The sequence below is a fragment of the Pseudomonas sp. BF-R-26 genome (assembly GCF_019947395.1).
Classification (GTDB): Bacteria; Pseudomonadota; Gammaproteobacteria; order Pseudomonadales; family Pseudomonadaceae; genus Aquipseudomonas; species Aquipseudomonas farris.
The window spans coordinates 37,096-63,954 of sequence record NZ_JAGYGK010000003.1; the positions used below are offsets into that span (position 1 = coordinate 37,096).

Genomic DNA, 26,859 nt, shown 5'->3' on the forward strand with positions numbered 1-26,859 from the left:
CAATCCAGATCAGACATGAGTGCTCAGCATGCAACTCCCGGACATGAACCTGTTAGTCGCCCTCGACGCCTTGCTCGACGAGGGCAGTGTGGTGGGCGCTGCGCGGCGGATGAACCTCAGCCCGGCGGCGATGAGCCGGACGCTGACGCGAATTCGCGAGGCCATCGGCGATCCGATTCTGGTGCGCGCCGGTCGTGGTCTGGTGCCGACGCCCAAGGCGCTGGAGTTGCGCGAGCAGGTGCGGGATCTGGTGGAGCAGGCCGCTTTGCTGTTCCGCTCCGCCGATGATGTGGATCTGGGCAGTTTGCGCCGGCGGTTCAGCATTCGCGCCAATGATTTCTTTGTTGGCGTCTACGGCGGCAAGCTATTCGACACGATGGAGCGCCAGGCCCCGCATTGTGAATTGCGCTTTGTCCCCGAGGGCGATGGGGACGACGAAGCGTTGCGTGAAGGACGCATCGATTTAAGCGTCAGCAACAACCGGCCACTGATGCCGGAAGTGAAAGTGCAGAACCTGTTTTCCACTCACTTTGTCGGGCTGGTGCGTGAAGATCACCCGTTGTTCGATGAAGAAATCACCGCCGAACGTTACGCCGGTTTTTCCCATATCAGCATGTCGCGCCGGGGAATCGCCCGCGGGCCGATCGACACGGCACTCAACGCCTTGGGGCTGGAGCGGCGGGTGGCGGTGATTGCGCCGAGCTTCCATGCGGCGATGTTCGCCTTGCCGGATTCCGATTTGATTCTGCCGGTGCCCAAGGAAGCTTTGCTGAGCGTGCGACGCCTGGGCTTGAAACTGCGCTCATTCACCCTGCCGATTCCGTTACCGACCCTGATGTTGACCCAGGCCTGGCATCCGCGTTTCGACAAGGATCCGGCGCATCGCTGGATGCGTGAAACGCTCAAGACCTGTTGCGATGAGACCTGGCTGGCCGCACAGCCGGTTTAAAGATCAAAAGATCGCAGCCTTCGGCAGCTCCTACCAGGGATGTGTGTTCGCCATGCTTTTGTAGGAGCTGCCGAAGGCTGCGATCTTTTGACCTGACGATTGCGTATGGCGCACTTATAAGCTGCCAATAAGTCAATTTTCGTAAGCTTCCACGCTCCCTAAAATGCTTCGGTATTCCCCTTCCGGAGCTTGCAGTACATGACTTCCCTCACGGTCACGGCGCCTCTCGCTGCGGCCAAACCAGCGACCGCCGTCACGCCTCCGGTCTTCGGCCCGCGAATCATCATCGGCCTGGTGGGCGTGTTGCTGGCGGTGCTGGTGTCGGGCTTGAACGAGATGGTAACCAAGGTCGCCCTGGCCGATATCCGCGGCGCGTTGGCCATCGGTTACGACGAAGGCACCTGGCTGGTCGCCAGTTACACCGCGACCTCGGTGGCTGCCATGGCATTTGCCCCTTGGTGTTCGGTGACGTTCTCGTTGCGCCGCTTCACCCTGTACGCGATCAGTGCGTTCACCCTGTTGGGTGTGTTGTGCCCGTTCGCCCCGAATTACGAAAGCCTGCTGGTCATGCGCATCTTGCAAGGTCTTGCCGGCGGCGCGCTGCCGCCGATGCTGATGACCGTTGCCCTGAGGTTCCTGCCGGCCAACGTGAAACTCTATGGCCTGGCCGGTTATGCCCTGACGGCGACCTTCGGCCCCGGTCTCGGCACGCCGCTGGCCGGGTTGTGGACCGAGTACGTCGGCTGGCAATGGACCTTCTGGCAAATCGTCGTGCCGTGCCTGATTGCCATGGCAGCGGTGGCTTACGGTTTACCCCAGGATCCGCTGCGGCTGGAGCGCTTCAAACAATTCAACTGGCGTGGCTTGCTGCTGGGGTTTCCGGCGATCTGCATGTTGGTAATCGGCATTCTGCAGGGCAATCGGCTGGACTGGTTCGAGTCGAGCCTGATTTGCGGACTGCTCGGCGGCGGGCTGCTGTTGCTGGTGCTGTTTCTGATCAATGAGTGGTCGCAACCGATTCCGTTCTTCAAGTTGCAGATGCTCGGTATCCGCAACCTGTCGTTCGCGCTGTTGACGCTGGCCGGCGTGCTGGTGGTGTTGCTCGCGGTGGTCATCATTCCCTCCAGTTACCTGGCTCAGGTCCAGGGTTATCGCCCGGTGCAGACCGCGCCGATCATGCTGCTGGCGGCGTTGCCTCAGTTGATCGCGCTGCCGTTGGTGGCAGCGCTGTGCAACCTGCGTTGGGTCGATTGTCGCTGGGTGCTGGGGATCGGGCTGAGCATGCTGACGCTGTCTTGCCTCGGTGGTTCGCATCTGACGTCAGCGTGGATTCGCGACGATTTCTATGTCCTGCAATGGCTGCAGATTTTCGGTCAGCCCATGGCCGTGCTGCCGCTGTTGATGCTCTCCACTGGCAGCATCACTCCGATGGAAGGGCCGTACGCCTCGGCCTGGTTCAATACCGTGAAAGGCCTGGCGGCGGTGATCGCCACCGGGGTGATCGAAGCACTGACCACCGCAAGGCTGCATTTCCATTCGACCATGCTGGTGGACAACCTGGGTAATTCGCCCTTGGTCCAAAGCGACAACGCAGGCCTGGCTCATCGACTGCATCAACAGGCCTTAGTGCTGACCTCCTCCGATCTTTATCTGTGCATGGCCGGCGTCGCCGTGGCGCTGATCCTGATGATTTTCTGGCTGCCGACGCGGATCTATCCACCGCGCGCGCCGACTTGAATGCTTCACTGAAACAGAAGGTTTTTATGACGACTCAATCAAAGCAAAAAGTTGCTGTCGGCGTTGCCGCAGTAATGGCAGTCGGCGTGTTGGTTTACCTGCTGGCGCCGGGCTTGTTCGGCAAGCGCACACAGCAGAGCACCAACGATGCTTTCGTCGCAGCGGACTTCACACGGGTGGCGCCGCGCGTGGCGGGGTTCATCAAGGACGTGCTGGTGGAAGACAACCAGCTGGTCAAGGCCGGGCAGTTACTGGCGTTGATCGACGATCGCGATCTGCGCGCCGCCGCTGAGGCTGCCGACGCTGAAACCCTGGTGGCCAGGGCGCAGTTGCAGAATGCTCGGGCCACCCTGGAGCGCCAGACATCGGTGATCGCTCAGGCCCAGGCCACGGTGGTTTCGGCAAAGGCTGAAATGGCTTTCGCCGAGCATGAACTGAACCGCTACAACCACCTCGCCGGGGTGGGTGCCGGCACGGTGCAGAATGCTCAGCAAGCGCGGACGCGCATCGATCAGGCCTCCGCTCGCTTGGCCAATGCCACGGCGGTGCTGGCGGCGGAACGCAAGCAGGTTGAGATTCTGACCGCCCAGCGTGATGCGGCCGAAGGAGGGTTGAAACGAGCACAAGCGGCGCTGGAAATGGCCAGCTATGAGCTGTCCTATACGCGCATCGTTGCGCCCCAGGACGGGATGGTCGGCGAGCGCGCGGTGCGGGTCGGCGCTTATGTCACACCGGGCAGCAAGATTCTGGCCGTGGTGCCGTTGGAGCGGGCCTATGTGGTCGCCAATTTTCAGGAAACCCAACTGACTGACGTACAGCCGGGGCAGAGCGTGCAAGTACACGTCGACAGCCTCGGCGGCGAAGCCCTGCGCGGTCGCGTCGAGAGCATCGCACCCGCCACTGGTGTGACCTTCGCCTCGGTCAAACCGGACAACGCCACGGGCAACTTCACCAAGGTTGTGCAACGGATTCCGGTGAAAATCGTTCTGGAACCGGGTCAGGCATTGGCCGATCGGTTGCGGGTGGGGATGTCGGTGGAGGCGAGGATTGATACTGCAAGCGCCAGCGAGCATGAGGTTGCGCAACGATGAACTTTGTTAATCGCACATCCCTGTGGCGAGGGGGCTTGCCCCCGTTCGAGTGCGCAGCGCTCGCAAATTTTGGGTCCGCTGCGCGGCCCAACGGGGGCAAGCCCCCTCGCCACAGAGTCAGTATTCATTCAGTGGTTTTTGTGTTGAGTCTGCTTTCATTGAGTGCCTGCACTGTCGGCCCGGACTTCCAGAAACCTCAGCCGCAACAAGTGGCCGAATGGTCCAAACCAACTAAAGCCGCCGCCAGTCAGGTCGTTCCCGCTGAAATGGACGAACGCTGGTGGGAGGTATTCCACGACCCGAAACTCTCTGCCCTGACCCAACGTGCCCTGACCGACAACCTCGACCTCAAACTCGCCAGCAGCCGCTTGCAGCAAAGCCGCGCCGCGCGCCAGGTGATCACCGCCAACCGCTATCCCAATACCGCCGCCAGCGGCAGCTATGGGCGCAAACGCAACAGTGGTGAAGGCCTGAACGATCCGTCGGGCAACAACGGCGACTTGGCGTTCAACCTGTGGGACGCAGGCTTTTCCGCCTCTTGGGAGCTGGATTTCTGGGGCCGTGTGCGCCGCGAAACCGAAGCCGCCGATGCCACGCTGGAAGTGGCGGAAAACGATCGTCGTGGCGTGCTGCTGTCGGTGCTCGCCGAAACCGCTCAGGACTACATTCAACTGCGCGGTGTGCAAAGCACGCGGGCCGTCACCGAGCAGAACCTCGACGTTGCCCGGCATAGTTTGAAACTCTCGCAATTGCGCCTGGCCGACGGTGTGGCGACGGATCTGGACGTTGCCGAAGCCGCTGCGCAAGTCGCGGCCATCGAGTCACGTTTGCCGGCGCTTGAGCAGCGTCAGTCGCAACTGATCAACGCCCTGAGCCTGTTGATGGGCGAACCGCCGCAAGCGCTGTCCGCTGAGTTATCCACAGACGCCCCGGTGCCGCAAACCCCGCGTCAGGTCGCCATCGGCTTGCCGTCGCAATTGGCCGAGCGCCGCCCCGACATTCGTCAGGCCGAAGCCCGTCTGCATGCCGCGACCGCCAGCATCGGCGTGGCCAAGGGCGACTTTTATCCACGGATCACCCTGTCGGGCAATATCGGTTCGCAAGCCATGCAGTTGAGCGACTTCGGTTCCTGGAGCTCGCGCTCGTTCGGCATCGGTCCGCAGTTCAGCCTGCCGCTGTTCGACGGCGGTCGCCTGCGCGGCATGTTGTACCTGCGCGAAGCCCAGCAACAGGAAGCAGCGCTGGCCTACCAGCAAACCGTGCTGCGGGCCTGGCATGAAATCGACGATCAACTCACCGCCTACAACGCCAGCCAACTGCGCCGCGACAGCCTCGCCGAAGCTGTGCGCCAGAACCAGATCGCCCTGCGCACCGCGCAACAGCAGTACGTCGAAGGGGTGGTGGATTTCGTCAACGTCCTCACCGTGCAGAGCGAATTGCTGGCGACCCAACAGCAGTGGGTCGAGAGTTCGACCGGGGTGTCGTTGGCGATGGTTGGTTTGTACAAGGCGTTGGGTGGGGGATGGGAGTCGGTGTATCCGGTGGGAGGTGCAGTTACCAATAATCCGGTTTGATCGCGGGTGCCTTATGAGTAGGCACGCGAACTGGAAACTGGTGCGTCTGAAGTTCTTCTGAGGTTACGACACGTCGCATCCAGTGTGAGTGCTCCTTTAAAGAGCCTGGTGACGGACGGTTTAGCTCGGCTCTATGAGGAAGAATGACTCCAACTCTTATGTCAGGGAAATCTTCTCGAATTGCTCTCAGGGCTGGAGTCATGTCGGTGTCGCTGGATACCAGGACTAGCTGTTCGATTTGCTCATGGAAATGGAGCTTGGCCTGTCTTGCTGCAGTGCGATACATGCTTATTGCGATGTGGACATCCGTTTCTTTCTCTTCAAGCTTCCAGATGTCGATCTTGTCTTGGCGAGAGGCAGCGGTCTTTCTGTCAATGAAGCGAGGCGCTTTAGCTGGCTCAAGTTTATGGCGACCATAGTGAACGGTAATATTGGTCGTTTTTAAAGCACGGACGTAGGTGTCTTGGGCTTCTTTGGACACTCTACCGCGAGTGGCAAGTTCTGGTTTGACAGAAGAGGTGAAGTAATCAACCGAGATGAGTGAACTTTGTGGGTTCTCGATGTAGGCGACATGGCCCAGCAAGCCTTTGAGATTGAGCCATTTGTATGGAGTACCCGCGAGCAATCCATAGAACACGTTGTAGCCATCAACAAAGAAAGCGGTACGCACAAACTCAATCCTCAGAAACGAAAAAACCGGCCTAGGCCGGTTTCTTCACCCCAACTGCCAGTGAATTTAATCTCTGCGTACGGGGTTCAGTAGGGCGATCCTAGATCGAGTTAGCGATGACGTCAACCGTTGGCTGACCAAGGCGTCATTCGGATGGACATGTCCAGCACCGGCAAGCCAGTTTTGTAGATTTGCCTGGTTGATAGTCAAGCCATTCCTGGACCCATCTATTAATGATTGTTACGGCGGAAAGGGTAGATGTGCCGTTGTGTTTGTAGGGGATGAAGTGTCTATTGCCGATTTCGTTTTTGATCGAATGGTCGTTCCTGATTTCGTGTGGGATTTAATACCAATGCTCATTACCCTTAGGAATCAAACGACCACACCGAAAATTTCGTCCTTTTTGAAACATTACATTTCCAACCAATGATGGCCATCCGCTTGACGCTCACCCCCGCTGTCATAGACTCCGCTAATCCGTCAGGGAGTTACGGTTATGCGGCGTGTTCGTATTTTGGTTATTGGATTGACCTTTGTAACGTGCGTAGTACAGGCGCAAACGCCTGCACCAGACGATCCGTTGCTGGAAAGCAGCGCGCTCGGCGGTAATGCGTCGGCCAGCAGTGAAGCCCGTGGTGTGCTGCGAGCCCGGGATCAGGCGGTGCTGGCCAGCGAGTTGTCGGGGCGGATTGTCGAGTTGCCGTTCAGTGAGGGCGAGTCGTTCAAAAAGGGCGACACCCTGGCGCGGTTTGACTGTTCGGCTTATCAGGCTCAGCTCAACGCGGCTCAGGCCGCCAGCCGTGGTGCCGGTGAAGAGCTGGCGCACAACAAACAACTGGCGGCGTTGAATTCGGTCGGGCGCTTTGAAGTGGCGCGGGCCGAGGCCAAGGTCAGCGAGATTCAGGCGCAGTCTCAGGTCTATCAGGTTCAGGTCAAACGCTGCAATGTGGTGGCGCCGTTCGATGGTCAGGTCGTCGAGCGCAAGGTCAAGCGCTACGAAAGCGTTGCTGCCGGTGCGCCGTTGCTGGACGTGGTCGACAACCGCACTCTGGAAATTCACCTCTTGGTGCCGTCGCGCTGGATGGGCAAGCTCAAGCCCGGCCAGACGTTCAGTTTTGTCCCCGATGAAACCGGTCAACCGCTGGATGCGACGGTCAAACGCCTCGGTGCGCGGATCGATGAAGGCAGCCAGACTTTGCTGCTGGTAGCGGCGCTGCCCAACGCCAACGGTCTGTTGGCCGGCATGAGCGGAACGGCGCATTTCGCGGAGTTCAAATGAACGCCCCGGTGACCGGCGGCGCCGAGCAGGTGTTCGCAAGGTTTCTCGACCTCGAACGCCAGACCCGCGCCGCGCGCACGCCTTCGCAACTGGCTTACAGCCTGGTGAATGACGGTCAGGCGCTGTTCGGTTTCCGCCATGCCGCGCTGTTGATCGCCGGCAAGGTGCAGGCGGTCACCGGTGTCAGTGCCGTGGAACCGAATGCGCCGTTCGTGGCGTTTGTCGAGCAAGCAGTCGCGCAGCTGTTCAAGCTTGAGGTGCTGAAACAGGCGCGGGTGATCACACCCGATCTTCTCAGTGAATCGATTCTGGCCGATTGGCAAAGTCTGTCAGCCGCTCAGGTGTTCTGGCTGCCGCTGATCGATCATCAGGGCGAGGTGTTCGGCGGTCTGTGGCTGGCGCGGGATGTGCTGTGGAACCCTTCCGAACAAGTGCTGCTGTCGCAACTGGGCGACACCTACAGCCATGCCTGGCTGGCGCAGCAACCGCGCAAACCCTGGCGACTGCGCTGGACGCGCAAGCGTCAGGTGGCGCTGGTTGCCGTGTTATTGCTCGGGTTGCTGATCCCGGTGCGCCAATCGGTGCTGGCCCCGGCCGAAGTCGTCCCGTTGGGCGGTCGGGTGGTCGCGGCGCCGCTGGACGGGGTGATCGCCGAGTTTCTGGTCAAACCCAACCAGACGGTGAAAACCGGCGACCTGCTGCTGCGCTTCGAAAGCACCACGCTTAAGGCTCAGGCCGATGTGGCCGAGCGCGCCCTGGGCGTTGCCGAAGCGGAACTCAAGGCCAATTCTCAACGCTCCTTCGCCGATGCCGAATCCAGTTCGAAGATCGATCTGCTGGCGGCCCGCGTCGAGCAAAAGCGCGCCGAACGGGATTACGCCCGTGAATTGCTCAAACGCAGCGAGGTACGCGCCGAGCGGGACGGCATCGCGGTGTTCGCCGACGCCGAGCGCTGGACCGGCAAACCCGTGCAAACCGGCGAGCGGCTGATGGAAATCGCCGACCCGAACCAGGCCGAGTTGCGCATCGAATTGGCCGTGGGCGATGCGATTGCCCTGGAACCGGGTGCGCAGGTCGCACTGTTTCTCGACAGCGATCCGCTGCAGCGGCATTTGGCGAAACTCGAACGTTCGGCCTACGAAGCGCAGCCCACTGCTGCCGGGCAACTGGCTTATCGACTGGATGCAACGTTCGACGCTGCGCCGCCACGTATCGGCCTGCGCGGCACCGCGAAAGTCTTCGGCGACCGTGCGCCGCTGGCGTTGTACCTGTTGCGTCGACCGTTGGCCGGGTTGCGTCAGAGCGTGGGCCTGTAGATGAGCCTGCCGAGCCTGCGGGCAGACCTGCAGTTGTCGACGGCGGCCCCGGCCCTCGACGGGTCGCCGCGCTGGACTTTGGCCGACCCGGTGCGTGGGCGGTATTTCAAACTCGGAGCGGCGGCGATGCGCCTGCTGCGCCATTGGTCCCTGGGCGATCCGGAGCAAGTGCTGCGTGCCGCCAACCGCGAACCGGGGCTGCCGCTGGATGGTGCGGCGCTTGAGCAATTGCTGGAGTTTTTGCGCGGCCACGACCTGATCAGCGCCCTCGACCCGTCGCAGCGCGCCAGTTACAGCCTGAAGGCCGCGGCTCAGCGCCAGAGCCTGTGGCAAATCCTGCTGCATCAATACCTGTTTTTCCGGATTCCGCTGTGGCGCCCGGACGCCTTTCTCAATCGCGCCTGGCCGTGGCTGGAGCGTTTCGGCCCGCGCGCATTGCGCTACGGATTGCCCGCGACACTGGGGCTTGGGGTATTTCTGGTGTCGCGGGACTGGCAGCGGTTTATCGCCACCTTTCCGCACCTGTTCAGCCTCGGCGGTGCACTGGCGTTCGCTGTGGCGCTGTTTTTCGCCAAGCTTTGCCACGAGTTCGGCCACGCCTTCATGGCCAAGCGCGCCGGTTGTCGGGTGCAGAGCATGGGCGTGGCGTTTATGGTGCTGCTGCCGATGTTTTACACGGACGTCAGCGACGCCTGGCGCGTCAATGACCGCCGTGCGCGGTTGCTGATCGGTGCCGGCGGGGTGCTGGCGGAACTGGTGTTGGCGTGTATCGCGCTGCTCGCCTGGTCGCTGCTGCCTGACGGCCCCGGGCGCACGGCGGCGTTCATGCTCGCCAGTGCGACCTGGATCACCACGCTGGTGATCAACCTCAATCCTTTCATGCGTTTCGATGGCTACTTCTTGCTCAGTGATTTCTGGGAAGTGGACAACCTTCAAGGGCGGGCCTTTGCCTTGTGTCGCTGGCGGCTGCGCGAATTTTTGTTCGGCTACGCAGCCCCGGCGCCGGAGCCTTGGTCGCCGAAGATGCAGCGGCGTTTGTTGATCTGGGGGTATGGCGCTTGGTTGTGGCGCGCGGCGCTGTTTTTCGGGATTGCGCTGGCGGTCTATCACCTGTTCTTCAAAGTGTTGGGGATCTTCCTGATGCTGGTGGAGCTGGTGTGGTTCATCTTTCTGCCGATCCTGAACGAGTGGCGGCAATGGTGGAGCCGTCGCGAACAGGCGCATGCGCCTCGGGTACTGCTCAGCGGTCTGGCGTTGCTTGGGTTGTTGCTGCTGCTGGCGCTGCCATGGCGCAGCGCGGTGGAGTTGCCGACGATGCTTGAGGCCGGACGCGCCAGTGCCCTGCACGCGCCAGTGGCGGCGCGGGTCAAGACGGTGAATGTGCATGATGGCCAGATCGTCGCTCAGGGTGATGTGTTGATCGAGCTGGAATCACCGGATCTGGACTCACGCCAGGCCATCGTCCGTCGCGAGATCCAGATCCAGCAATTGCAGATGCGCCGTCAGGCCGGCCGCAGCGAAACCGCGGCCGATGCCGGTATCGTCGAACAGCGCCTGGCGGAAGCGGTGGCCGAATATCGGGGCCTGGCCGCCCAGCGTGAACGTCTGCTGCTGCGCGCCCCCCACGGCGGCAAGGTGCGCGACCTGCTGCCCCAGTTGACGGTCGGTCGCTGGCTTTCGACCAAAGATCCTTTGGCGCGGGTGGTCGAAGACGGCGCGCGGTTGCGCGGTTATCTGGCTGAAGCCGAACTCTGGCGTGTCGCCCCGGGTGCCAGCGGACGGTTCATCGCCGATGACCCGATGCACCCGGCGATCAAGGTGCAATTGAGTGAAATCGATACCAATGGCGTGGCTTATGTCGATCAGGAAGCGCTGACCTCTGATCATCACGGGCCGATCGCCGTGCGCCGGGATCAACATCAGCGCGCCGAGCCAGTACAGGCGCAGTACGGCGCGCGGTTGAGCATCCTCGAAAATACGCCGACACCGGTGCAACCCTTGCGCGGCATTGTGGTGTTGCAGGGCAGCGGCGAGTCGTTGCTGGGCGTTGCCTGGCGACGCTTGGCGGCTTTGGGGGTCAGGGAAAGCGGCTTCTAAGGGTGAATAGCTAAGGGAGAACAGCGATGGCGAAAACCGATTCAGTGGCAGCGGACGGTTTGGTGGTCAGGCCTTCGCGGACCAGCGATGGACCTTTTCTGCACAGCCTTTACCAAGCGGCGCGGCCGGATCTGCAATGGATCGACGGTGAGCAAGAGGTGGTCGAGCAGGTGGTTGCCCAGCAATTCAAAGTGCAGGAACAAGGGCTGGGGGAGAACTTCCCCAATGCCATGCATTACGTGATCGAGAAACTCGATACGGCCATTGGCGCGTTGACCACCGACTTCGGCCCCAATGAAATTCGCGTGCTGTACCTGGCTTTTATCCCACAGGCCCGAGGCAAGGGTTACGGTCGGACGGTGCTGCAAGGCGTGCAAAAAGCCGCACAACAAATCCGCTGCCCGGTAGCGACGGTGGTCTGGGCCAACAACCCCCATGCGCGCCAGCATTACCTGGCGCTGGGGTTTCAGGTTGAAGAGCGCAACCCGGCGGCAGAGCGGTTGGTGTGGTACCCACAGGGTTGAACACACCGCCGCTTCCACAAAGTTCTCAGTTGAAGGCGATGTAAAAGTACCCCAGTTGCGGATCACGCCCCATCGCCGGCACTCGGGAGACAAAGATATCTTCTACCTGACCCAGCTCCGGCAACTCCAGCGCACACAAGCCATCGACAAAATCGGTGGGTTGCAGGCTGTTGAATTCGACGCTGAACGGCATGCGTTCGCTGTTTGGCATTTGTGAGCGGGGCGTTTCTGCAAGGGTGTCGATATGGATCGGCAATTCACTGCCATCGGGCAGCCGCAACGTCCCCGTCTTGCCCAGCAGTGCCTGAAAGTGTTGGCTTTGAACCTGTTGCAGCATGGCATCACTCCATCAGCAAAAGTGGCCGGGTGATTTGCATCCCCCGGCCAGACCCTCAGTTACGCGAAGGGAAAAGACCGTTCAGGGCGATGCTGAAGTTGAGCACCAGGAACGGGTTCATCACCGCCATGGGCAAGCCGTTGCCGGCAGACGAGATTTCTCCCGCTACCGTGGTGGCTACGCCCTTGAGCGGCACGGCCGCAGCCCCTTGCTGATCGGAGTAAATACTCGCCGAGCCCGGCCCGCCTCCCGAGGCGCCGATGTAGGCGTTGGTGGCGGTCGGGTTGGTGACCGGGTTGCTCGCCGGGCTGGCCAGTTGCAGGGTGGTGGTGGCCGTGAGCCCGGCCATGGCGTGGGTGTGGTTGGGCAGGTTGGTGATAGTCGCGGTGACGTTCTCGGTCCCGGAGACTTCGCCGATGACGCGCGGGGTCAGGCCCAAGCCGTTGCCCATGGCGACCGGCATGCGACCTTGCAGGTTGGGCAGCATGAAACTGGTGGTGCCATTGCCTCCGAAGTTGACTCCCAGCAGTGCGAAAACCGTGTTGTATTGTGAGATCGCCAGCGTCTGGCCGTTGCATAGGGCCCAGCCGTTGGGCGCGAAGTTAAAGGCGAAAGGCTGGATAGTGCCGATGAATACTTCCATGGTTCCTCATCCCTCAGGTTAGTGTCTGATACGTCACGTTGCAGGCCCGGTTATCCGGGCAGTTCGCGCTGATCAGCCGACTCCTTTCATCTCCGTGGCTGGGTCACGCCACGCCAAAGCGTAGACGCTGATCGGAATGATTGCCGGACGTCGTCCGTCGCAAGGCCAGCATCGACGTCGGGCTCGCGCCTGTCCTACAGTGCTCGTGAAGCTTCGGTTTTCACATGGCCGTTGCAAGGGGAGGTAATGGAGGCGCGCAGAGAAACACCGCTGGGCGATACCCAGGACCCGCATGCGATGCCGGGGTTGTGGGCGGCTGTCCGTCGCTTGCTGCAATGGGCGCGGGAGCACTGGCTGTTGCCGATCCTGGTATTGGCCACGCTGGTGCGTTTTTACGACCTGACGGCGGCGGCGATCTGGGGCGACGAAGGGGCCAGCCTGTTGCTGAGCCAGTATTCCTTGGCCGGGATCTGGGAACATGCGGCTCATGATGTGCATCCACCCCTGTATTTCATGCTGCTGCACGGCTGGATCGGCCTGTTCGGCGACGGCATTTTTTCGATTCGCAGCCTGAGTGCGTTGCCGGGGATTGCCACGGTGGGACTCGGCGTCTGGCTGGTGGACTTGCTCGCCACCCGCCGCGCCGCATTGCTGGCCGGGGTTCTGCTGGCGCTGCTACCCACGGCGGTGCGTTACAGCCAGGAAGTGCGGATGTATTCGCTGCTGGGGCTGTGGCTGATCGGTGCCACGATCGCCTTGATGTATTGGATCAGGCGGCCGCAACGCACGCGCTATCTGGTGATTTACACCTTGCTGATGAGTGCGGCGTTCTACACCCATTACTTCACGGCGCTGTGCGTGCTGTGTCACTGGCTGTATCTGGGACTGATCCGCGTGCAATCAGGGTATCGATTGCGGCACATTCAGCGCTCTGGGTGGTGGCTGGCCAATGTGGCGATTGTGGTGTTGTACCTGCCGTGGGTGCCCAATCTGCTCGATCTTGTGCAGCACATGGATCAGCTCAAGGCTAATGGCGATGTGGGGTGGGAGGCGCCCGTCACGCTCGGCTCATTGCCTTCGATGATTTGGTCGTTCCTGATTCAGGACGATGGCGAGAACCTGCCCACGCTGGTTTTTATCGCGCTGCCAGTGGCGCTGCTGACCCTGGCGGGCGTGGCGCTGGCGCGGGATCGCAGTGTTTTCCGGGGCAGTGCACTGGCGGTGATCTACACCGTTCTCCCAGTGTTGCTGGTGTTTGTGGTGTCGTTCATATCGCCGGTGTTTATCGAGCGTTACCTGACCGCTTATGCCCTGGGCTTGCCGATGCTGGTGGCGCTGGCCATCGATCGCTTGTACGCGGGCTCCAAGGTATTGGCGCTGGCGGTGCTGATGCTATTTATCGGCATCGAACTAGTGGGCCTGAAGAACAATGCCACGGTGGATACCGACGATCAGATCAGCGTCATGGTCAACTACGTGAACCAGCACTTCACCCCCGGCGACCGAATCGTCACCAGCGACATGCTCTGGTACTTGAGTTATGTCTATTACAACCGCACTGACGCCAAACCATTGCTGTACACGCCGCCGTTGGCCGATGGCAGGTCGAGCCGGCCGAACGCTTATGGTTTCGGCACGTTGGTGGCCGAGGACGTCTATCTGGATAGCCTCGGCGGCTTGCCCAAAGGCACTGGTCGCGTGTGGCTGGTCGGTAGCGTCGATGGACCGGACGAGTTCGCGCCCTTGCCCGCGGGTTGGCAAAGCGTCAGCAAAACCCACGCGGGAGGCGCCGAGGCACGCTTGTATGTGCTGAAGTAAGCCCGTGTTTTCAAGGCTTAATCGATTCATCTTGCAGCCGGTTATATCAATCGTTTTTTCCAGTCGATTTAGCTCCGATTTGATATCAAAGCACCACTAGTCGCAATACCATTCATGGTCTACGCTCGTCATACAAAAGGACTTATGGCGGGTGAATGGATGCAACACTTTCACTTTATTTCCGGCTTGCCGCGCTCAGGCTCGACCCTGCTTTCTGCCATTCTTTTGCAGAACCCGCGCTTTCATGCCGGCATGACCAGCCCCGTGGGTGCGCTCTTTTCCGGTGTTCTGGAACAATGCAGCGCCGGCAGCGAGTTCGGTGCGGTGATCGACACCGACTTGCGTCGCCGCCTATTGCGCGGCTTGTTCGACTCTTTCTACGCTGACAAGGCCGACAAACCGGTGGTGTTCGACACGAACCGCCTGTGGAGTTCGCGTCTGCCGGCAATCAGCGATCTGTTCCCTCAAGCCAAGATCATTGCCTGCGTGCGCAATGTCGCCTGGGTCATGGACAGTATCGAGCGCCTGTACCGCGCCAATCCCTTCGAAAACACCAAGCTGTTCGGCGATGCCGTCGAGCGCAACACGGTCTATAGCCGCTGCGAAACCCTGGCCCAGCGCAATCGGCTGGTGGGGTTTTCCTGGGCCGCCCTCAAGGAAGCCTATTACGGCGAACACGCCGACTCGTTGCTGATCATCGATTACGACCTGCTGAGCCAGGCGCCGGAGCGGGTGATGCGGCTGGTCTACGACTTCATCGGCGAACCCTGGTTCGAACATGACTTCGATCATTTGGCCTATGACGCACCGGAATTCGATCAGGCCCTCGGCCTCTCGGGGTTGCACAAGGTGAAGGCCAAGGTTCAATTGCAGTCCAGGCGGACGATCCTGCCGCCGGACTTGTTCAAGCAATACGCCGAGTTGTCCTTTTGGCTCGATGGCTCCGCCAGCGCCGCCAATGTCATTCGTATGAAAGCCGACGCCGCGATCAGTTGATCGCGGCGTTTTCATTGATGCGTCCAAAAGTTCGAGTCCGGGTGAGCAGCATGTGGTGGAGCAAAGGCAAGTCGCGGGTTACCGAAGGCGCACGAGCGCTGGCCTCGCCAATGATCATGTCCCTGGAGCCACGCATGCTGTTCGACGGCGCGGTGGCCGCCACCGTTGCCGACACCGCCCAGACTGACAGCCATGCCACCGCCGAGGCGGTCAAGGCGCCGACGGCCGATCAACCGGTCGCCAGCAAGGACACCCACGGCCAGGCCGATGCCACACCGGCGCCAGCATCTGCTGCGGTGCCGGGGCAGAGCGTGGTGTTCGTCGATTCGCGGGTCAAGGACGCTGCCAGCCTGCTTCAGGGCATTGCGCCCGGCACTCAGGTGGTTCAGCTGGACGCCAGCAAAGATGGCCTGCAGCAAATCGCTGATTATCTGGACAGCCATCAGGGCGTCAGCTCGGTGCAGATCATTGCCCACGGCAACGCGGGCGATCTGTGGCTGGGCGATAGTTATCTGTCGGCCGACAACGTCGCGGCTCGCAGCGCGGTACTGGCGGAAATCGGCAAGGACATGAACGTCGGCGGCGACATCATGATCTACGGCTGCTACACCGCCGAAGGTGAGCGTGGCTTGAGTTTTGTCGACTCGCTGGCTCAATTGACCGGCCGCGATGTGGCTGCTTCCAGTAATCGCACCGGGATAGGTGGCGACTGGAATCTGGAAATTGCCACCGGCAACATCGAAAGCGCCAACGTCCTCTCGACCACGGCCATGAGCGACTATCAATGGGGCCTGGCCACTTGGACCGCCACCAACAACGCCAACACAGGCGTCGGCTCACTGCGTGCGGCCATCGCCTCGGCGCAGAACGGCGATATCGTCACCTTTAGCAGCGGCATGACGGTGCAGCTGACGTCCGAACTGCTGATCAACAAGAACATCACCGTTGATGGCGACTTGAACAACGACGGCGCGGCTGACGTGATTCTCGATGGTCAGTACAGGACCCGAGTGATTGAGGTGGCGTCCGGCAGCATCGTGACACTCGATGGTCTGGTGCTCACCCGTGGCCTGGTGTCAGGTACGGGTGGCAACGGTGGTTACGGCGCCACGGGCGCGATGGCCGGGGGGATTTTCAACGCAGGGATTCTGACCCTGAACAACGTTACCGTGACCTCCAACGGCGCTTCCGGTGGCGGTGGCGGCGGCGGTGTCACCGGCGCTTTTTACGGCGGTGGCGGTGGTGGCGGCGGCGGTTTGGGCGGCCAGGGCGGCGGGCATGGCGGTTCGGCAGGGCCGGGTACCGGCACGTTGGGCGGCGGTGCGGGCGGCGGTGGCGCCGGTGGTTATGGCGGCGGTTATGACGCGACCCACATGGGCGGTCGCGGCGGTACCACCACTGGCGGTGCTGGCGGGGTGGGCGTTTCCTATTACAGCAACGGCGGTAACGGTGCGACGGCCACCAATGGCACGATTTCCATTGGCGGTGGCGGCGGCGGGGCCGGTTGGGACAAGGTGGGTGGCGCTGGCGGCAACGCGGTGGGCGGGATCTACAACGCCAGCAGCGGCACTATAACCATCGTCGGCACGTCGACCATCAGCAACAACATCGGCGCCGGTGGCGGCGGTGGCGGTGGCGGTGGCCAGGGCAGCAATGCCAGCAATGGCGGCGTCGGCGGCCGGGGCGTCGGTGCGATCTGGAACAAAGGCACGCTGCTGATCACGGCCGCCAACTTCGCCGCCCTGGCCGGTAATGCCGCGGCCAGTGGTGCAGGCGGTACCGCGCAGGGCGGAGGTACAACCGGCACCTCGCCGACCTCCGTCGCGACAATCTATAACGATGGCGGTGTACTCAACACCGCGTATTCGCCACCGCCGACCGCGACCATTGTGGTGGCTGACAGCACACTGAGTATCGGCGAAACGTCCTTGGTAACGATCACGTTCTCCGAGGCGGTGACCGGTCTCACCAATGCGGATCTGACCATCGCCAACGGTACGTTGACGGCAGTGAGCAGCGGCGATGGCGGCATCACCTGGACGGCAACGTTCACGCCGACCGCCAGTATTTCCGATACGACCAACGTCATCACCCTGGACAACACCGGGGTGATCAACGGTCTGGGCACCGCCGGCGTCGGTACGACCAACTCCAATAACTACGTCGTCGATACGGCGCGGCCAACCGTCGGCATCGTGTTCACCGACACGGCCCTCAGGGTCGGCGAAACGTCGCTGGTGACCATCACGTTCTCCGAAGCGGTGAGCGGTTTCACCAACGCCGACCTGACGATTGACAACGGCACCTTAACTGCCGTGAGCAGCAGCGACGGCGGGATCACCTGGACCGGGACCTTCACCCCGACCGCCAGCATCACCGATGCGACCAACCTGATCACCCTGGACAACACTGGGGTCAGCGACCTGGCGGGCAACGCCGGCAGCGGCACCACCGATTCGAACAACTACGCCATCGATACCGTGCGGCCAACGGCGACCATCGCGGTGACGGACACCGCGCTGAGAATCGGCGAAACCTCTCTGGTAACGATCACCTTCTCCGAAGCGGTGAGCGGTTTCACCAACGCCGACCTGACCATTACCAACGGCACGTTGACCTCGGTGAGCAGCAGCGACGGCGGCATCACCTGGACCGCCACGTTCACCCCGAACGCGAGCATCAATGACACGACCAACCTGATTACCCTGAACAACACCGGGGTCAGCGATCTGGCGGGCAACGCTGGCAGCGGCACCACCGATTCCAACAACTACGCCATCGATACACTCCGTCCAACCGCGACCATCGTGGTGGCAGACACCGCGCTGAGAATCGGCGAAACCTCTCTGGTGACGATCACCTTCAGTGAAGCGGTCAGCGGTTTCACCAACGCCGACCTGACCATCACCAACGGCACGTTGACCTCGGTGAGCAGCAGCGACGGCGGTATCACCTGGACGGCAACCTTCACCCCAACCGCCAGCATTACCGATACGACCAACCTGATCACCCTGGATAACACCGGGGTCAGCGACCTGGCGGGCAACGCCGGGTCCGGCACCACCGATTCCAACAACTACGCCATCGACACCGTGCGCCCAACGGCCACCATTGTGGTCGCAGACACGGCGCTGAGAATCGGCGAAACCTCTCTGGTGACGATCACCTTCAGTGAAGCGGTAAGCGGTTTCACCAACGCGGACCTGACCATTACCAACGGCACGTTGACTGCGGTGAGCAGCAGCAACGGCGGCATCACTTGGACCGCTACGTTCACGCCTTCGGCGAGCATCAATGACACCACCAACCTGATCACCCTGGACAACACAGGGGTCAGCGACCTGTCGGGCAACGCCGGCAGTGGCACCACCGACTCCAACAACTACGCCATCGACACGCTGCGCCCGACCGCCACGATTGTGCTGGCCGATACGGCGCTGACGGCGGGCGAAACCTCGCTGGTGACGATCACCTTCTCCGAGGCGGTGACCGGTTTCACCAACGCTGACCTGAGCGTCTCCAATGGCACGTTGACCGCGGTGAGCAGCAGCGACGGCGGCATCACCTGGACCGCGACGTTTACCCCGACAGCAGGGATCATCAGCGCGACCAACGTCATCAGCCTGGCCAACACCGGCGTGGCGGATCTGGCGGGCAATACCGGCAGCGGGATCAGTTCTTCGGGCAACTACGCCATCGATACCGCCCCGCCGACCGCGACGATTGTGGTGGCGGACACTGCGTTGAGAATTGGTGAAACGTCACTGGTGACCATCACCTTCAACCAGGCCGTGACCGGTTTCACCAACGCCGACCTGACCATCGCCAACGGCACGTTGACCTCGGTCAGCAGCAGTGACGGCGGCATTACCTGGACCGCCACCTTCACCCCGACTGCCAGCATCACCGACACGACCAACCTGATCACCCTGGCCAACACCGGCGTGCAGGCTGCCGCCACCGGTAACGTGGGCAGCGGCACTACCGATTCCAACAACTACGCCATCGACACCGTGCGCCCGACGGCCACCATCGTGGTCGCGGACACCGCGCTGAGAATCGGCGAAACCTCTCTGGTGACGATCACCTTCAGTGAAGCGGTGAGCGGTTTCACCAACGCGGATCTGACGATTGCCAACGGCACGTTGACCTCGGTGAGCAGCAGCGACGGCGGGATCACCTGGACCGCGACCTTCACGCCCTCCGCGAGCATCAACGACACGACCAACCTGATCACCCTGGACAACACCGGCGTGGCTGATCTGGCGGGCAACGCCGGTAGCGGCACCACCGACTCCAACAACTACGCCATCGACACGCTGCGCCCAACGGCCACCATCGTACTGGCCGATACGGCGCTGACGGCGGGCGAAACCTCGCTGGTGACGATCACCTTCTCCGAGGCGGTGAGCGGTTTCACCAACGCTGACCTGAGCGTCTCCAATGGCACGTTGACCGCGGTGAGCAGCAGCGACGGCGGCATCACCTGGACCGCGACGTTTACCCCGACAGCAGGGATCATCAGCGCGACCAACGTCATCAGCCTGGCCAACACCGGCGTGGCGGATCTGGCGGGCAATACCGGCAGCGGGATCAGTTCTTCGGGCAACTACGCCATCGATACCGCCCCGCCGACCGCGACGATTGTGGTGGCGGACACTGCGTTGAGAATCGGTGAAACGTCACTGGTGACCATCACCTTCAACCAGGCCGTGAGCGGTTTCACCAACGCCGACCTGACGATTGCCAACGGCACATTGACCGCGGTGAGCAGCAGTGACGGAGGCATCACTTGGACGGCGACTTTCACCCCGACTGCCAGCATTACTGATACGACCAATCTGATCACGTTGGACAACACCGGCGTGCAGGCTGCCGCCACCGGCAACGTGGGCAGCGGCACCACCGATTCCAACAACTACGCCATAGACACCGTGCGCCCGACGGCCACCATCGTGGTGGCGGACACCGCGCTGAGAATCGGCGAAACCTCTCTGGTGACGATCACCTTCAGTGAAGCGGTAAGCGGTTTCACCAACGCGGATCTGACCATTACCAACGGCACGTTGACCACGGTGAGCAGCAGCGACGGCGGTATTACCTGGACCGCCACCTTCACGCCTTCCGCGAGCATCAACGACACGACCAACCTGATCACCCTGGACAACACCGGTGTGGCCGATCTGTCGGGCAACGCCGGCAGTGGCACCACCGACTCCAACAACTACGCCATCGACACCGTGCGCCCGACCGCGACCATCGTTCTGGCCGACCCTACCCTGAGTGCCGGCGAAACCTCGCTGGTGACCATCACCTTCTCCGAGGCAGTAACGGGTTTCACCAACGCCGACCTGAGTATCGCCAATGGCACTTTGAGCGCGGTGAGCAGCAGCGACGGTGGCATCACCTGGACCGCGACTTTCACCCCAACCGTCGGCGTGAATGACTCGAGCAACGTCATCACTCTGGTCAATACCGGTGTGACCGATGTGGCCGGCAACACCGGCAGCGGCACCACCAACTCCGGCAACTACACCATCGATACGGTGCTGCCGACCGCCACCATCGTCGTTGCCGACAATGCGTTGAGCATCGGTGAAACGTCGCTGGTAACCATCACCTTCAGTGAAGCCGTCAGCGGTTTCAACAACGCCGACCTGACCATCGCCCACGGCACCTTGACCTCCGTGACCAGCAGTGATGGTGGCATCACCTGGACCGCAACCTTTACGCCGACCAATGCCATCTCCGATACCAGTAACGTCATCACCCTGGATAACAGCGGTGTGCAAAACGGCTCGGGCAACGCCGGTAGCGGCACCACCGATTCCAACAATTACGCCATCGACACCGTGCGTCCGACGGCCACCATCGTGGTCGCGGATGCAGCGCTGGCGGTGGGTCAAACATCGGTGGTGACCATTACGTTCTCGGAGGCGGTGACCGGGTTTACCACGGCCGACCTGACGGTCAGCAACGGTACCCTGAGCAATCTGAGCACTAGCGATAACATCACCTACACCGCAACCCTGACGCCGACAGCGAGCGTCACCGATTCGACCAACCTGATTACCCTGGACAACACCGGAGTGATCGATGGGGCCGGCAACACGGGCGCCGGCACCACCGATTCGAATAACTACGCCATCGACAGCCTACGTCCGACCGCCACCATCGTGCTGAGCGATACGACGCTGAAACCGGGCGAAACTGCGTTGGTGACCATCACCTTCAGCGAGGCGGTGACAGGTTTCGACAACAGTGATTTGAGCATCGCCAACGGTACCTTGAGCGCGGTGAGCAGCAGCGACGGAGGCATCACCTGGACCGGGACCTTCACCCCGACGGCCGGGATTACCGACACTAGCAATATCATCACCCTGAGTAACAGCGGCATCTCGGACGTGGCCGGCAATACTGGGGCGGGCACCACCAACTCGGCCAACTATGTGGTGGAAACCCAGGTACCGACCGCTACCATCGTGGTTGCCGACAATGCCCTCAAGGTCGGTGAAACTTCGCTGGTGACAATTACCTTCTCTGAAGCGGTCAGCGGTTTCAGCAACGCCGACCTGACCGTAGCCAACGGCACTCTTAGCAGTGTTTCGTCCAGCGATGGCGGCGTGACCTGGACCGCAACTTTTACACCTACGGCCAGCGTGACGGACACCACTAACCTGATCAGTCTGGACAACAGCGGTGTAACCAACGCGTCGGGCAACAGCGGCGTCGGCGTGACCGATTCCAACAACTACGCGATTGATACCGCCCGCCCGACCGCGACCATTGTGGTCGCGGACAATAAGCTGGGCATTGGTGAAACCACCACGGTGACCTTTACCTTCAGCGAAGCGGTGTCCGGTTTCGATTTGTCGGACCTCAGCGTGGCCAATGGTGTGCTGTCCAACCTGGTCAGCAACAACGGCGGTGTGACTTGGACCGCCACGCTCACGCCAACCGCGAACCTCAACGATGCGACCAACCTGATCCTGCTCGACACTGGCAATGTGCTCGACGCGGCGGACAATGCCGGCGCCAGCATCGCCATTTCCAACAACTATGCGCTCGATGCAACTCGCCCGACCGTCACCATCGTGGTTGCCAACCCGAACCTGGGCATTGGCCAGACGACGCTGGTGACCTTCACTTTCAACGAGGCGGTCAGTGACTTCGATTTGTCGGACCTGAGCGTGACCAACGGCGAGTTGACCAACCTGGCCAGCAGCGACGGCGGCAAGACCTGGACCGGGACCTTCACGCCCACCGCGAATATCACCGACCCGAGCAACTTCATTGCGCTGGACACCAGCAATGTGACGGACCTGGCGGGCAACATAGGCGACAGCGTCGCGGTCTCCAACAACTACACGATCAACACCGTGCCGGCGTTTGTGGTCTTACCACCTGTCACCGTGCCCGCTCAGCCTAACGTGCCATTGCAGCCAATCGTCTTTACCCCACCCACTGGCGATCTTGGCTCGCCGCTGAGCTTTTCCCCGCTGTTTGAACAACGGGTGATCGGCAATGGCATTCGCCCTCTGGGCGACATATTCATGAACCACGGGGCGCTGACGCCTAGCTTTATCGCGCAGGTGTTCAGCAGCAGTGAAAGCGGTGGCGATGGCTCAGGCCACGGCTTCCTCGGTTTTGGCGGGGGGGACGGCGGGGTCTTTGGCAGCAGCACGCTGTCGAATCTGTTCAATCAGGACACTGGCAGCGAAGGGGATTCGCTGAGCACCTTCGGCAATAACTCAATCAGGACAGGAGATGCTTCCCAAGGGCTGCGCGGCGTGTTTGGCGCACCGAGTCTTGGTCAGCAATTACAACAACTCAAAGACACCGAGCAGCGGCAGGTCGAAAGCCTGGCCGCGGCTTTGCAACAGGTCGGCATCAGTGAAATGCAGGCCTGAAAAAACCATTAAAAGCAGGGCGGCACCTGGGGGCTCCAAGGATGAAGAGAAGTCAGAAGTTATTCGGCGCCAGCCTGCTGGCGCTGGCGATCAGCGGGTGTGCAGTCACCAGTGAACCGATCGAACGCAGCGTCAGCCAACAGCGCGCCAAAAGCGATCTGCAAAACATGTACACGGGGCAGGAGCCTCTCAGCGGCCCACTGACCCTGCACCAGGCCATGGCCCGCGCGGTGAAGTACAACCTCGAAGGCCGGCTCAAGATCATGGAAGAGGCCTTGGCCAAGCGCCAACTCGACCTCGCCAGTTTCGACATGCTGCCACGCATGGCGCTGGACGCCGGGTATGTGGGGCGTAATAACGTAAACGCTTCCAGCAGCCAGAGCGTGGAAACCGGCACCCAGTCTTTGGAACCGTCGACCTCCCAGGACCGCGACCGTGAAGTGGCGGACCTGACCATGGTCTGGAACGTGCTCGACTTCGGCGTCAGTTACATCAGTGCCAAGCAGCAGGGCGATCAGCGGCTGATCGTGCAGGAGCGTCGGCGCAAGGTGATCAACACCATCGTTCAGGACGTACGCTCGGCCTATTGGCGAGCCATGGCCGCCGAACGTTTGCTCAAGCAGATCGACAGCCTGATGGCCCGGGTCGAAACCGCTCGCAACAATAGCCAGAGCATGAGCGAACAGCGCATCGGCGATCCGATTCAGTCGTTGGGTTATCAGCGCTCGCTGATCGAAGCCACTCGGCAACTGGAAGAGCAACGCCGCGCACTGTCGCTGGCGAAAACCGAACTGGCGACCCTGATCAACCTGCCTCCGAGTACCAATCTGACGCTGGCGACCCAGGACGATTACGTCATTCCGGAACTCAAGGTCGACCTCGCCAGCCTGGAACAGGAAGCCCTGACGAGTCGGCCGGAATTGCGAGAGCAGGATTACCAGACCCGCATCAGCGCCGCCGAAACCCGCAAAGCCATGCTGCGTCTGCTGCCGGGGCTGGAGTTTTCCGCCGGTGGGCATTACGACAGCAACTCGTTTTTGGTGGAGCAGGGCTGGGCGGATTACGGGGTGAAAGTCACCTGGAACCTGTTCAATGTGATTTCCGCGCCCGCCGCGATCGACGTTGCCAAGGCCGGTGAAGAAGTCGCCACGGCGCGTCGACAAGCGATGTCGATTGCCATACTGGCGCAGCTTTACGTGGCCAACGCCAACTATCGCGAGGCGATGCGGCAGTTCAAGACCAATCAGCAACTGTCGGACATCGATGGGCAAATCGTCGGCCAACTGCGCAATCGCTATCAGGCGGCCGGGCTGGGCGAACTGGATCTGATCCAGGGCGAGCTGAACACCTTGCAGGCCGATCTGCGTCGTGACCTGTCTTACGCTGACTTGCGCAACGCTTACGGGCAAATTTTCGCCAGCGCCGGTCTCGATCCGCTGCCGGATGAAGTGCAATCGACCGAAGTCCAGTCCATCGCCACCGCCTTGGCCAATCGCGAAGAGGCGTGGGCGGCGGGCAACATCTCAATGCCGGTGACCCATGCCCCGGTCCAATAACCTGCTGGCGCCGACGGCGAGCATCAGCCGCGCCCAAAGGGAGACCCGCAACGGCCATCGTGGCGCGGCGATTCTGCTGACCGGTTTACCGGCCGCGGGCAAGTCGACATTGGCCCAGGCACTGCACGCCGAGCTGTTCGAACACGGTGTGCAGAGTGTGGTGCTCGATGGCGACGGACTGCGGGTCGGGCTCAATCGCGATCTGGGGTTTACCGACAGCGATCGTCTGGAAAACATCCGCCGCGCCAGCGAACTCGCGGCGCTGTTGGTCGAGAACGGGCAGATTGTCATCCTGGCGATGATCGCGCCCTTGGTGGAGTTGCGTGAATTGTTCGCCCGACGGTTGGGCGAGGATTACCGCGAAGTCTGGTGCAACGCCTCGTTGGCGGTGTGTGAACAGCGTGATCCCAAAGGTCATTACGCCCGGGCTCGACGGGGTGAGTTGGCGGGGTTTACCGGTGTCTCCGCGCCTTACGAACCACCGCCGTCTGCGTCGCTAGTGCTCGACACGGGCGCGCAGTCGGTCGAGGCCTGTCTCGATCGTTTGCTGACCTGGCTCGGCGAATGCGCGGTGCTGCCGAAACGATGAGTCGGCCGGCCTTCTCCCGGTTGCCGGTGGCGGTGGATTTGCCGTTGCTGCTGCAGGCACTGGCAGCGATTGGCGAGGACGACTGGCACGGCCACTTCAATAGCGATTATTACGCTGGCGACTGGAGCGGCGTGGCGCTGATTTCCGCGGCCGATGCCTTGACTGAATTGTCGCCCGGTCGCGGCGAGACTCTGTTGCGTGCGCCCTGGCTGCAAGATGTTCGATGGCAGCAAGGGCTGCGGGATCTGCCGCTGCAGATCGTCTGCGCGCGTCTGCTGCGGCTCGGCCCGGGCGGGCGCATCCACGAGCATCGCGACTATGACCTGGGCGAGCCGGACGCTGATTTGCGTCTGCATATCCCGCTGCTCAGCCCGCCTCAAGTGGACTTTCTGCTGGACGGCCAACGCATGCCGATGGCCGCTGGCGAATGCTGGTTTCTCGACCTGTCGCGGCCTCATCGCGTGGACAATCGCGATATTCAGGCACGGATTCATCTGGTACTCGATTGCCGGCCTGGTGCCTGGCTCGAGCAGGCGATTATCGACGGGCTGGCAACCACGCCGTTGCCGGAACTCGGTCAGGACGCTTTGGCGCAGTTCAAGGCGTTGGTGGCCAGTGATCCGCAGCTGTGCAAGTCCTTGCAGGGTGTGCAGGACAACCAAGCCTTTATCGTCCGTACTTTGGAACTGGCCGCCGAGCGTGGACTTGCGTTCACCCGTGAAGAACTGCGCGCGGCGATGCGCGACGGTCGTCGCCAATGGAATGAACAATGGAGTGCCTGAACCTCGAAGGCTGGTTGCCGATCCGCGTCTGGCAAGAGGCCGGGCAATGGCAAGTCGACTGGTGCTGGTTCGGTGACACGCGGCTGCATCAGCCGTTTTTTCGTGATGCGGTGGAGGATGCGCTGCGGCTGCCGTTCAATCAGGCGTTTCGCCGGAAAACCGCACTGTCGACCCTTGCTGACTGGCAGGTTTGCAGCCCCGGCCTGACGCCGAGCGCCTTTATCTTTCACGCCTCCCGCTGCGGCTCGACCCTGATCAGCCAGATGCTGGCGCAACTCGACAATCACATCGTCATCAGCGAGCCACCGCCGCTGGATGCGTTGCTGCGCAGTGATTTGCCCGCCGTCGAACGCTGTGCCGCCATCAAAGGGTTGCTGTCTGCCTACGGGCAACGTCGGCTTGGCGTGGAGCAACGGCTGGTGATCAAACTCGACGCCTGGAACATCGGTGAACTGCCGTTGCTGCGCGAGTGTTTTCCTGAAACACCGTGGTTGTTTCTTTATCGCGATCCGCTGGAAATTGCTGTCTCGCATTTGCGTCGTCCGGGCATGCACATGGTGCCGGGGATGATCGGGGCGAGCATGCTGGATGAGGAATTTCCGTTCAGCAGTCGTGAGGATTACATCGCCCGGCGGTTGGGGCGATTGCTGGCGTCGGGGTTGGCGCAATGCCAGGCGTTTGGCGGATGGGCGGTGAATTACAGCGAACTGCCGCAGGCCATGGCGGGACGGTTGGCAACGTTCTTTGCGTTGGATCTCGAGCAGCGCAGGCAAGTGTTTGCGGCGGTGGGGCAACATGCCAAGCAGCCGTCGCAGGTGTTTGTTGGTGACAGTGATGGCAAGCGTCGTGAAGCCACGATGCTGCTTCGTGATCGGGTGGAACACTGGGCGCGGGAGCCTTATGAGGCATTGGAAAAAGATCGCAGCCTTCGGCAGCTCCTACAGGTGTACCCCGAGCTTTTGTAGGAGCTGCCGAAGGCTGCGATCTTTTG

At 61.5% G+C, this 26,859-nt stretch carries 18 protein-coding genes; 15 read left to right on the forward strand and 3 right to left on the reverse strand.

Annotated elements, in window-relative coordinates; genetic code table 11:
* Positions 1 to 28 precede the first annotated feature (28 nt).
* From KGB18_RS04380 to KGB18_RS04395, 4 genes are all read left to right on the forward strand, one after another.
* A complete protein-coding gene (locus KGB18_RS04380) occupies positions 29 to 949 on the forward strand; it encodes a LysR family transcriptional regulator (protein ID WP_050682100.1) in 921 nt (306 codons plus the stop codon).
* A gap of 198 nt (positions 950 to 1,147) precedes the next feature.
* The gene (locus tag KGB18_RS04385) at positions 1,148 to 2,686 is read left to right on the forward strand and encodes an MFS transporter (protein WP_223569446.1); all 1,539 of its coding nucleotides are present in this window, start codon (positions 1,148 to 1,150) and stop codon (positions 2,684 to 2,686) included.
* 26 nt (positions 2,687 to 2,712) lie between these two features.
* Complete coding sequence (locus tag KGB18_RS04390) at positions 2,713 to 3,777, forward strand: HlyD family secretion protein (protein WP_223569447.1); 1,065 nt, start codon at positions 2,713 to 2,715, stop codon at positions 3,775 to 3,777.
* Positions 3,774 to 5,351: an efflux transporter outer membrane subunit gene (locus KGB18_RS04395; protein ID WP_223569448.1), complete on the forward strand. Its 1,578-nt coding sequence runs from the start codon at positions 3,774 to 3,776 to the stop codon at positions 5,349 to 5,351. Before KGB18_RS04390 ends, KGB18_RS04395 begins: the two co-directional genes overlap by 4 nt.
* On the opposite strand, the gene KGB18_RS04400 is transcribed toward KGB18_RS04395, so the two are convergent.
* Positions 5,332 to 6,021 carry an NYN domain-containing protein gene (locus KGB18_RS04400; protein ID WP_123719037.1) on the reverse strand — a complete coding sequence of 230 codons (690 nt, stop codon included), beginning with the start codon at positions 6,019 to 6,021 and terminating at the stop codon, positions 5,332 to 5,334. The two genes, KGB18_RS04395 and KGB18_RS04400, sit on opposite strands and share 20 nt — an antisense overlap.
* A gap of 496 nt (positions 6,022 to 6,517) precedes the next feature.
* Between KGB18_RS04400 and KGB18_RS04405 the strand changes: the two genes are divergently transcribed.
* Genes KGB18_RS04405 through KGB18_RS04420 form a run of 4 tightly spaced genes read left to right on the forward strand, consistent with a single transcriptional unit; the run spans position 6,518 to position 11,237 of the window.
* Entirely contained in the window at positions 6,518 to 7,300 is a 783-nt protein-coding gene (locus KGB18_RS04405) for an efflux RND transporter periplasmic adaptor subunit (RefSeq protein WP_123719038.1), read from the forward strand.
* Positions 7,297 to 8,616 (forward strand): efflux RND transporter periplasmic adaptor subunit, encoded by a 1,320-nt coding sequence (locus KGB18_RS04410; RefSeq protein WP_223569449.1) that lies wholly within the window; start codon positions 7,297 to 7,299, stop codon positions 8,614 to 8,616. Before KGB18_RS04405 ends, KGB18_RS04410 begins: the two co-directional genes overlap by 4 nt.
* Positions 8,617 to 10,713, forward strand: coding sequence for a biotin/lipoyl-binding protein (locus tag KGB18_RS04415; RefSeq protein ID WP_223569450.1), 2,097 nt, complete (start codon positions 8,617 to 8,619; stop codon positions 10,711 to 10,713).
* A 26-nt stretch (positions 10,714 to 10,739) separates the two neighbouring features.
* On the forward strand, positions 10,740 to 11,237 hold the full coding sequence (locus KGB18_RS04420) for a GNAT family N-acetyltransferase (RefSeq protein WP_050682093.1): 498 nt from the start codon (positions 10,740 to 10,742) through the stop codon (positions 11,235 to 11,237).
* Between the two features lie 25 nt (positions 11,238 to 11,262).
* Here the strand turns inward: KGB18_RS04420 and KGB18_RS04425 are convergent, their stop codons facing one another.
* A complete protein-coding gene (locus KGB18_RS04425) occupies positions 11,263 to 11,574 on the reverse strand; it encodes a DUF6916 family protein (protein ID WP_038978407.1) in 312 nt (103 codons plus the stop codon).
* Positions 11,575 to 11,629: 55 nt separating this feature from the next.
* Positions 11,630 to 12,217, reverse strand: coding sequence for a phage tail protein (locus KGB18_RS04430; protein WP_052967251.1), 588 nt, complete (start codon positions 12,215 to 12,217; stop codon positions 11,630 to 11,632).
* 246 nt (positions 12,218 to 12,463) lie between these two features.
* Between KGB18_RS04430 and KGB18_RS04435 the strand changes: the two genes are divergently transcribed.
* The 7 genes from KGB18_RS04435 (at position 12,464) to KGB18_RS04465 (ending at position 26,833) form a co-directional block, all read left to right on the forward strand.
* Complete coding sequence (locus tag KGB18_RS04435) at positions 12,464 to 14,035, forward strand: glycosyltransferase family 39 protein (RefSeq protein WP_201062739.1); 1,572 nt, start codon at positions 12,464 to 12,466, stop codon at positions 14,033 to 14,035.
* A 159-nt stretch (positions 14,036 to 14,194) separates the two neighbouring features.
* A complete protein-coding gene (locus tag KGB18_RS04440) occupies positions 14,195 to 15,031 on the forward strand; it encodes a sulfotransferase family protein (RefSeq protein WP_038978410.1) in 837 nt (278 codons plus the stop codon).
* 50 nt (positions 15,032 to 15,081) lie between these two features.
* Positions 15,082 to 22,941 (forward strand): Ig-like domain-containing protein, encoded by a 7,860-nt coding sequence (locus KGB18_RS04445; RefSeq protein WP_223569451.1) that lies wholly within the window; start codon positions 15,082 to 15,084, stop codon positions 22,939 to 22,941.
* A 41-nt stretch (positions 22,942 to 22,982) separates the two neighbouring features.
* On the forward strand, positions 22,983 to 24,497 hold the full coding sequence (locus KGB18_RS04450; protein WP_223569452.1) for a TolC family protein: 1,515 nt from the start codon (positions 22,983 to 22,985) through the stop codon (positions 24,495 to 24,497).
* Positions 24,481 to 25,086, forward strand: a complete 606-nt coding sequence (cysC, locus tag KGB18_RS04455) for an adenylyl-sulfate kinase (protein ID WP_123719044.1) — start codon at positions 24,481 to 24,483, stop codon at positions 25,084 to 25,086. Before KGB18_RS04450 ends, cysC begins: the two co-directional genes overlap by 17 nt.
* The gene (locus KGB18_RS04460; RefSeq protein WP_223569530.1) at positions 25,083 to 25,868 is read left to right on the forward strand and encodes an aspartyl/asparaginyl beta-hydroxylase domain-containing protein; all 786 of its coding nucleotides are present in this window, start codon (positions 25,083 to 25,085) and stop codon (positions 25,866 to 25,868) included. The genes cysC and KGB18_RS04460 overlap by 4 nt, the downstream gene beginning before the upstream one ends.
* On the forward strand, positions 25,856 to 26,833 hold the full coding sequence (locus KGB18_RS04465) for a sulfotransferase family protein (protein WP_223569453.1): 978 nt from the start codon (positions 25,856 to 25,858) through the stop codon (positions 26,831 to 26,833). Before KGB18_RS04460 ends, KGB18_RS04465 begins: the two co-directional genes overlap by 13 nt.
* Positions 26,834 to 26,859: the final 26 nt, after the last annotated feature.

Coding starts and splice junctions, on each gene's coding strand:
- KGB18_RS04420 (WP_050682093.1), top strand. CDS start 10,740: ATGGCGAAAACCGATTCAGTGGCAGCGGACGGTTTGGTGGTCAGGCCT.
- KGB18_RS04450 (WP_223569452.1), top strand. CDS start 22,983: ATGAAGAGAAGTCAGAAGTTATTCGGCGCCAGCCTGCTGGCGCTGGCG.
- KGB18_RS04445 (WP_223569451.1), top strand. CDS start 15,082: ATGTGGTGGAGCAAAGGCAAGTCGCGGGTTACCGAAGGCGCACGAGCG.
- KGB18_RS04410 (WP_223569449.1), top strand. CDS start 7,297: ATGAACGCCCCGGTGACCGGCGGCGCCGAGCAGGTGTTCGCAAGGTTT.
- cysC (WP_123719044.1), top strand. CDS start 24,481: ATGCCCCGGTCCAATAACCTGCTGGCGCCGACGGCGAGCATCAGCCGC.
- KGB18_RS04405 (WP_123719038.1), top strand. CDS start 6,518: ATGCGGCGTGTTCGTATTTTGGTTATTGGATTGACCTTTGTAACGTGC.
- KGB18_RS04465 (WP_223569453.1), top strand. CDS start 25,856: ATGGAGTGCCTGAACCTCGAAGGCTGGTTGCCGATCCGCGTCTGGCAA.
- KGB18_RS04395 (WP_223569448.1), top strand. CDS start 3,774: ATGAACTTTGTTAATCGCACATCCCTGTGGCGAGGGGGCTTGCCCCCG.
- KGB18_RS04440 (WP_038978410.1), top strand. CDS start 14,195: ATGCAACACTTTCACTTTATTTCCGGCTTGCCGCGCTCAGGCTCGACC.
- KGB18_RS04385 (WP_223569446.1), top strand. CDS start 1,148: ATGACTTCCCTCACGGTCACGGCGCCTCTCGCTGCGGCCAAACCAGCG.
- KGB18_RS04415 (WP_223569450.1), top strand. CDS start 8,617: ATGAGCCTGCCGAGCCTGCGGGCAGACCTGCAGTTGTCGACGGCGGCC.
- KGB18_RS04460 (WP_223569530.1), top strand. CDS start 25,083: ATGAGTCGGCCGGCCTTCTCCCGGTTGCCGGTGGCGGTGGATTTGCCG.
- KGB18_RS04425 (WP_038978407.1), bottom strand. CDS start 11,574: ATGCTGCAACAGGTTCAAAGCCAACACTTTCAGGCACTGCTGGGCAAG.
- KGB18_RS04435 (WP_201062739.1), top strand. CDS start 12,464: ATGGAGGCGCGCAGAGAAACACCGCTGGGCGATACCCAGGACCCGCAT.
- KGB18_RS04430 (WP_052967251.1), bottom strand. CDS start 12,217: ATGGAAGTATTCATCGGCACTATCCAGCCTTTCGCCTTTAACTTCGCG.
- KGB18_RS04390 (WP_223569447.1), top strand. CDS start 2,713: ATGACGACTCAATCAAAGCAAAAAGTTGCTGTCGGCGTTGCCGCAGTA.
- KGB18_RS04380 (WP_050682100.1), top strand. CDS start 29: ATGCAACTCCCGGACATGAACCTGTTAGTCGCCCTCGACGCCTTGCTC.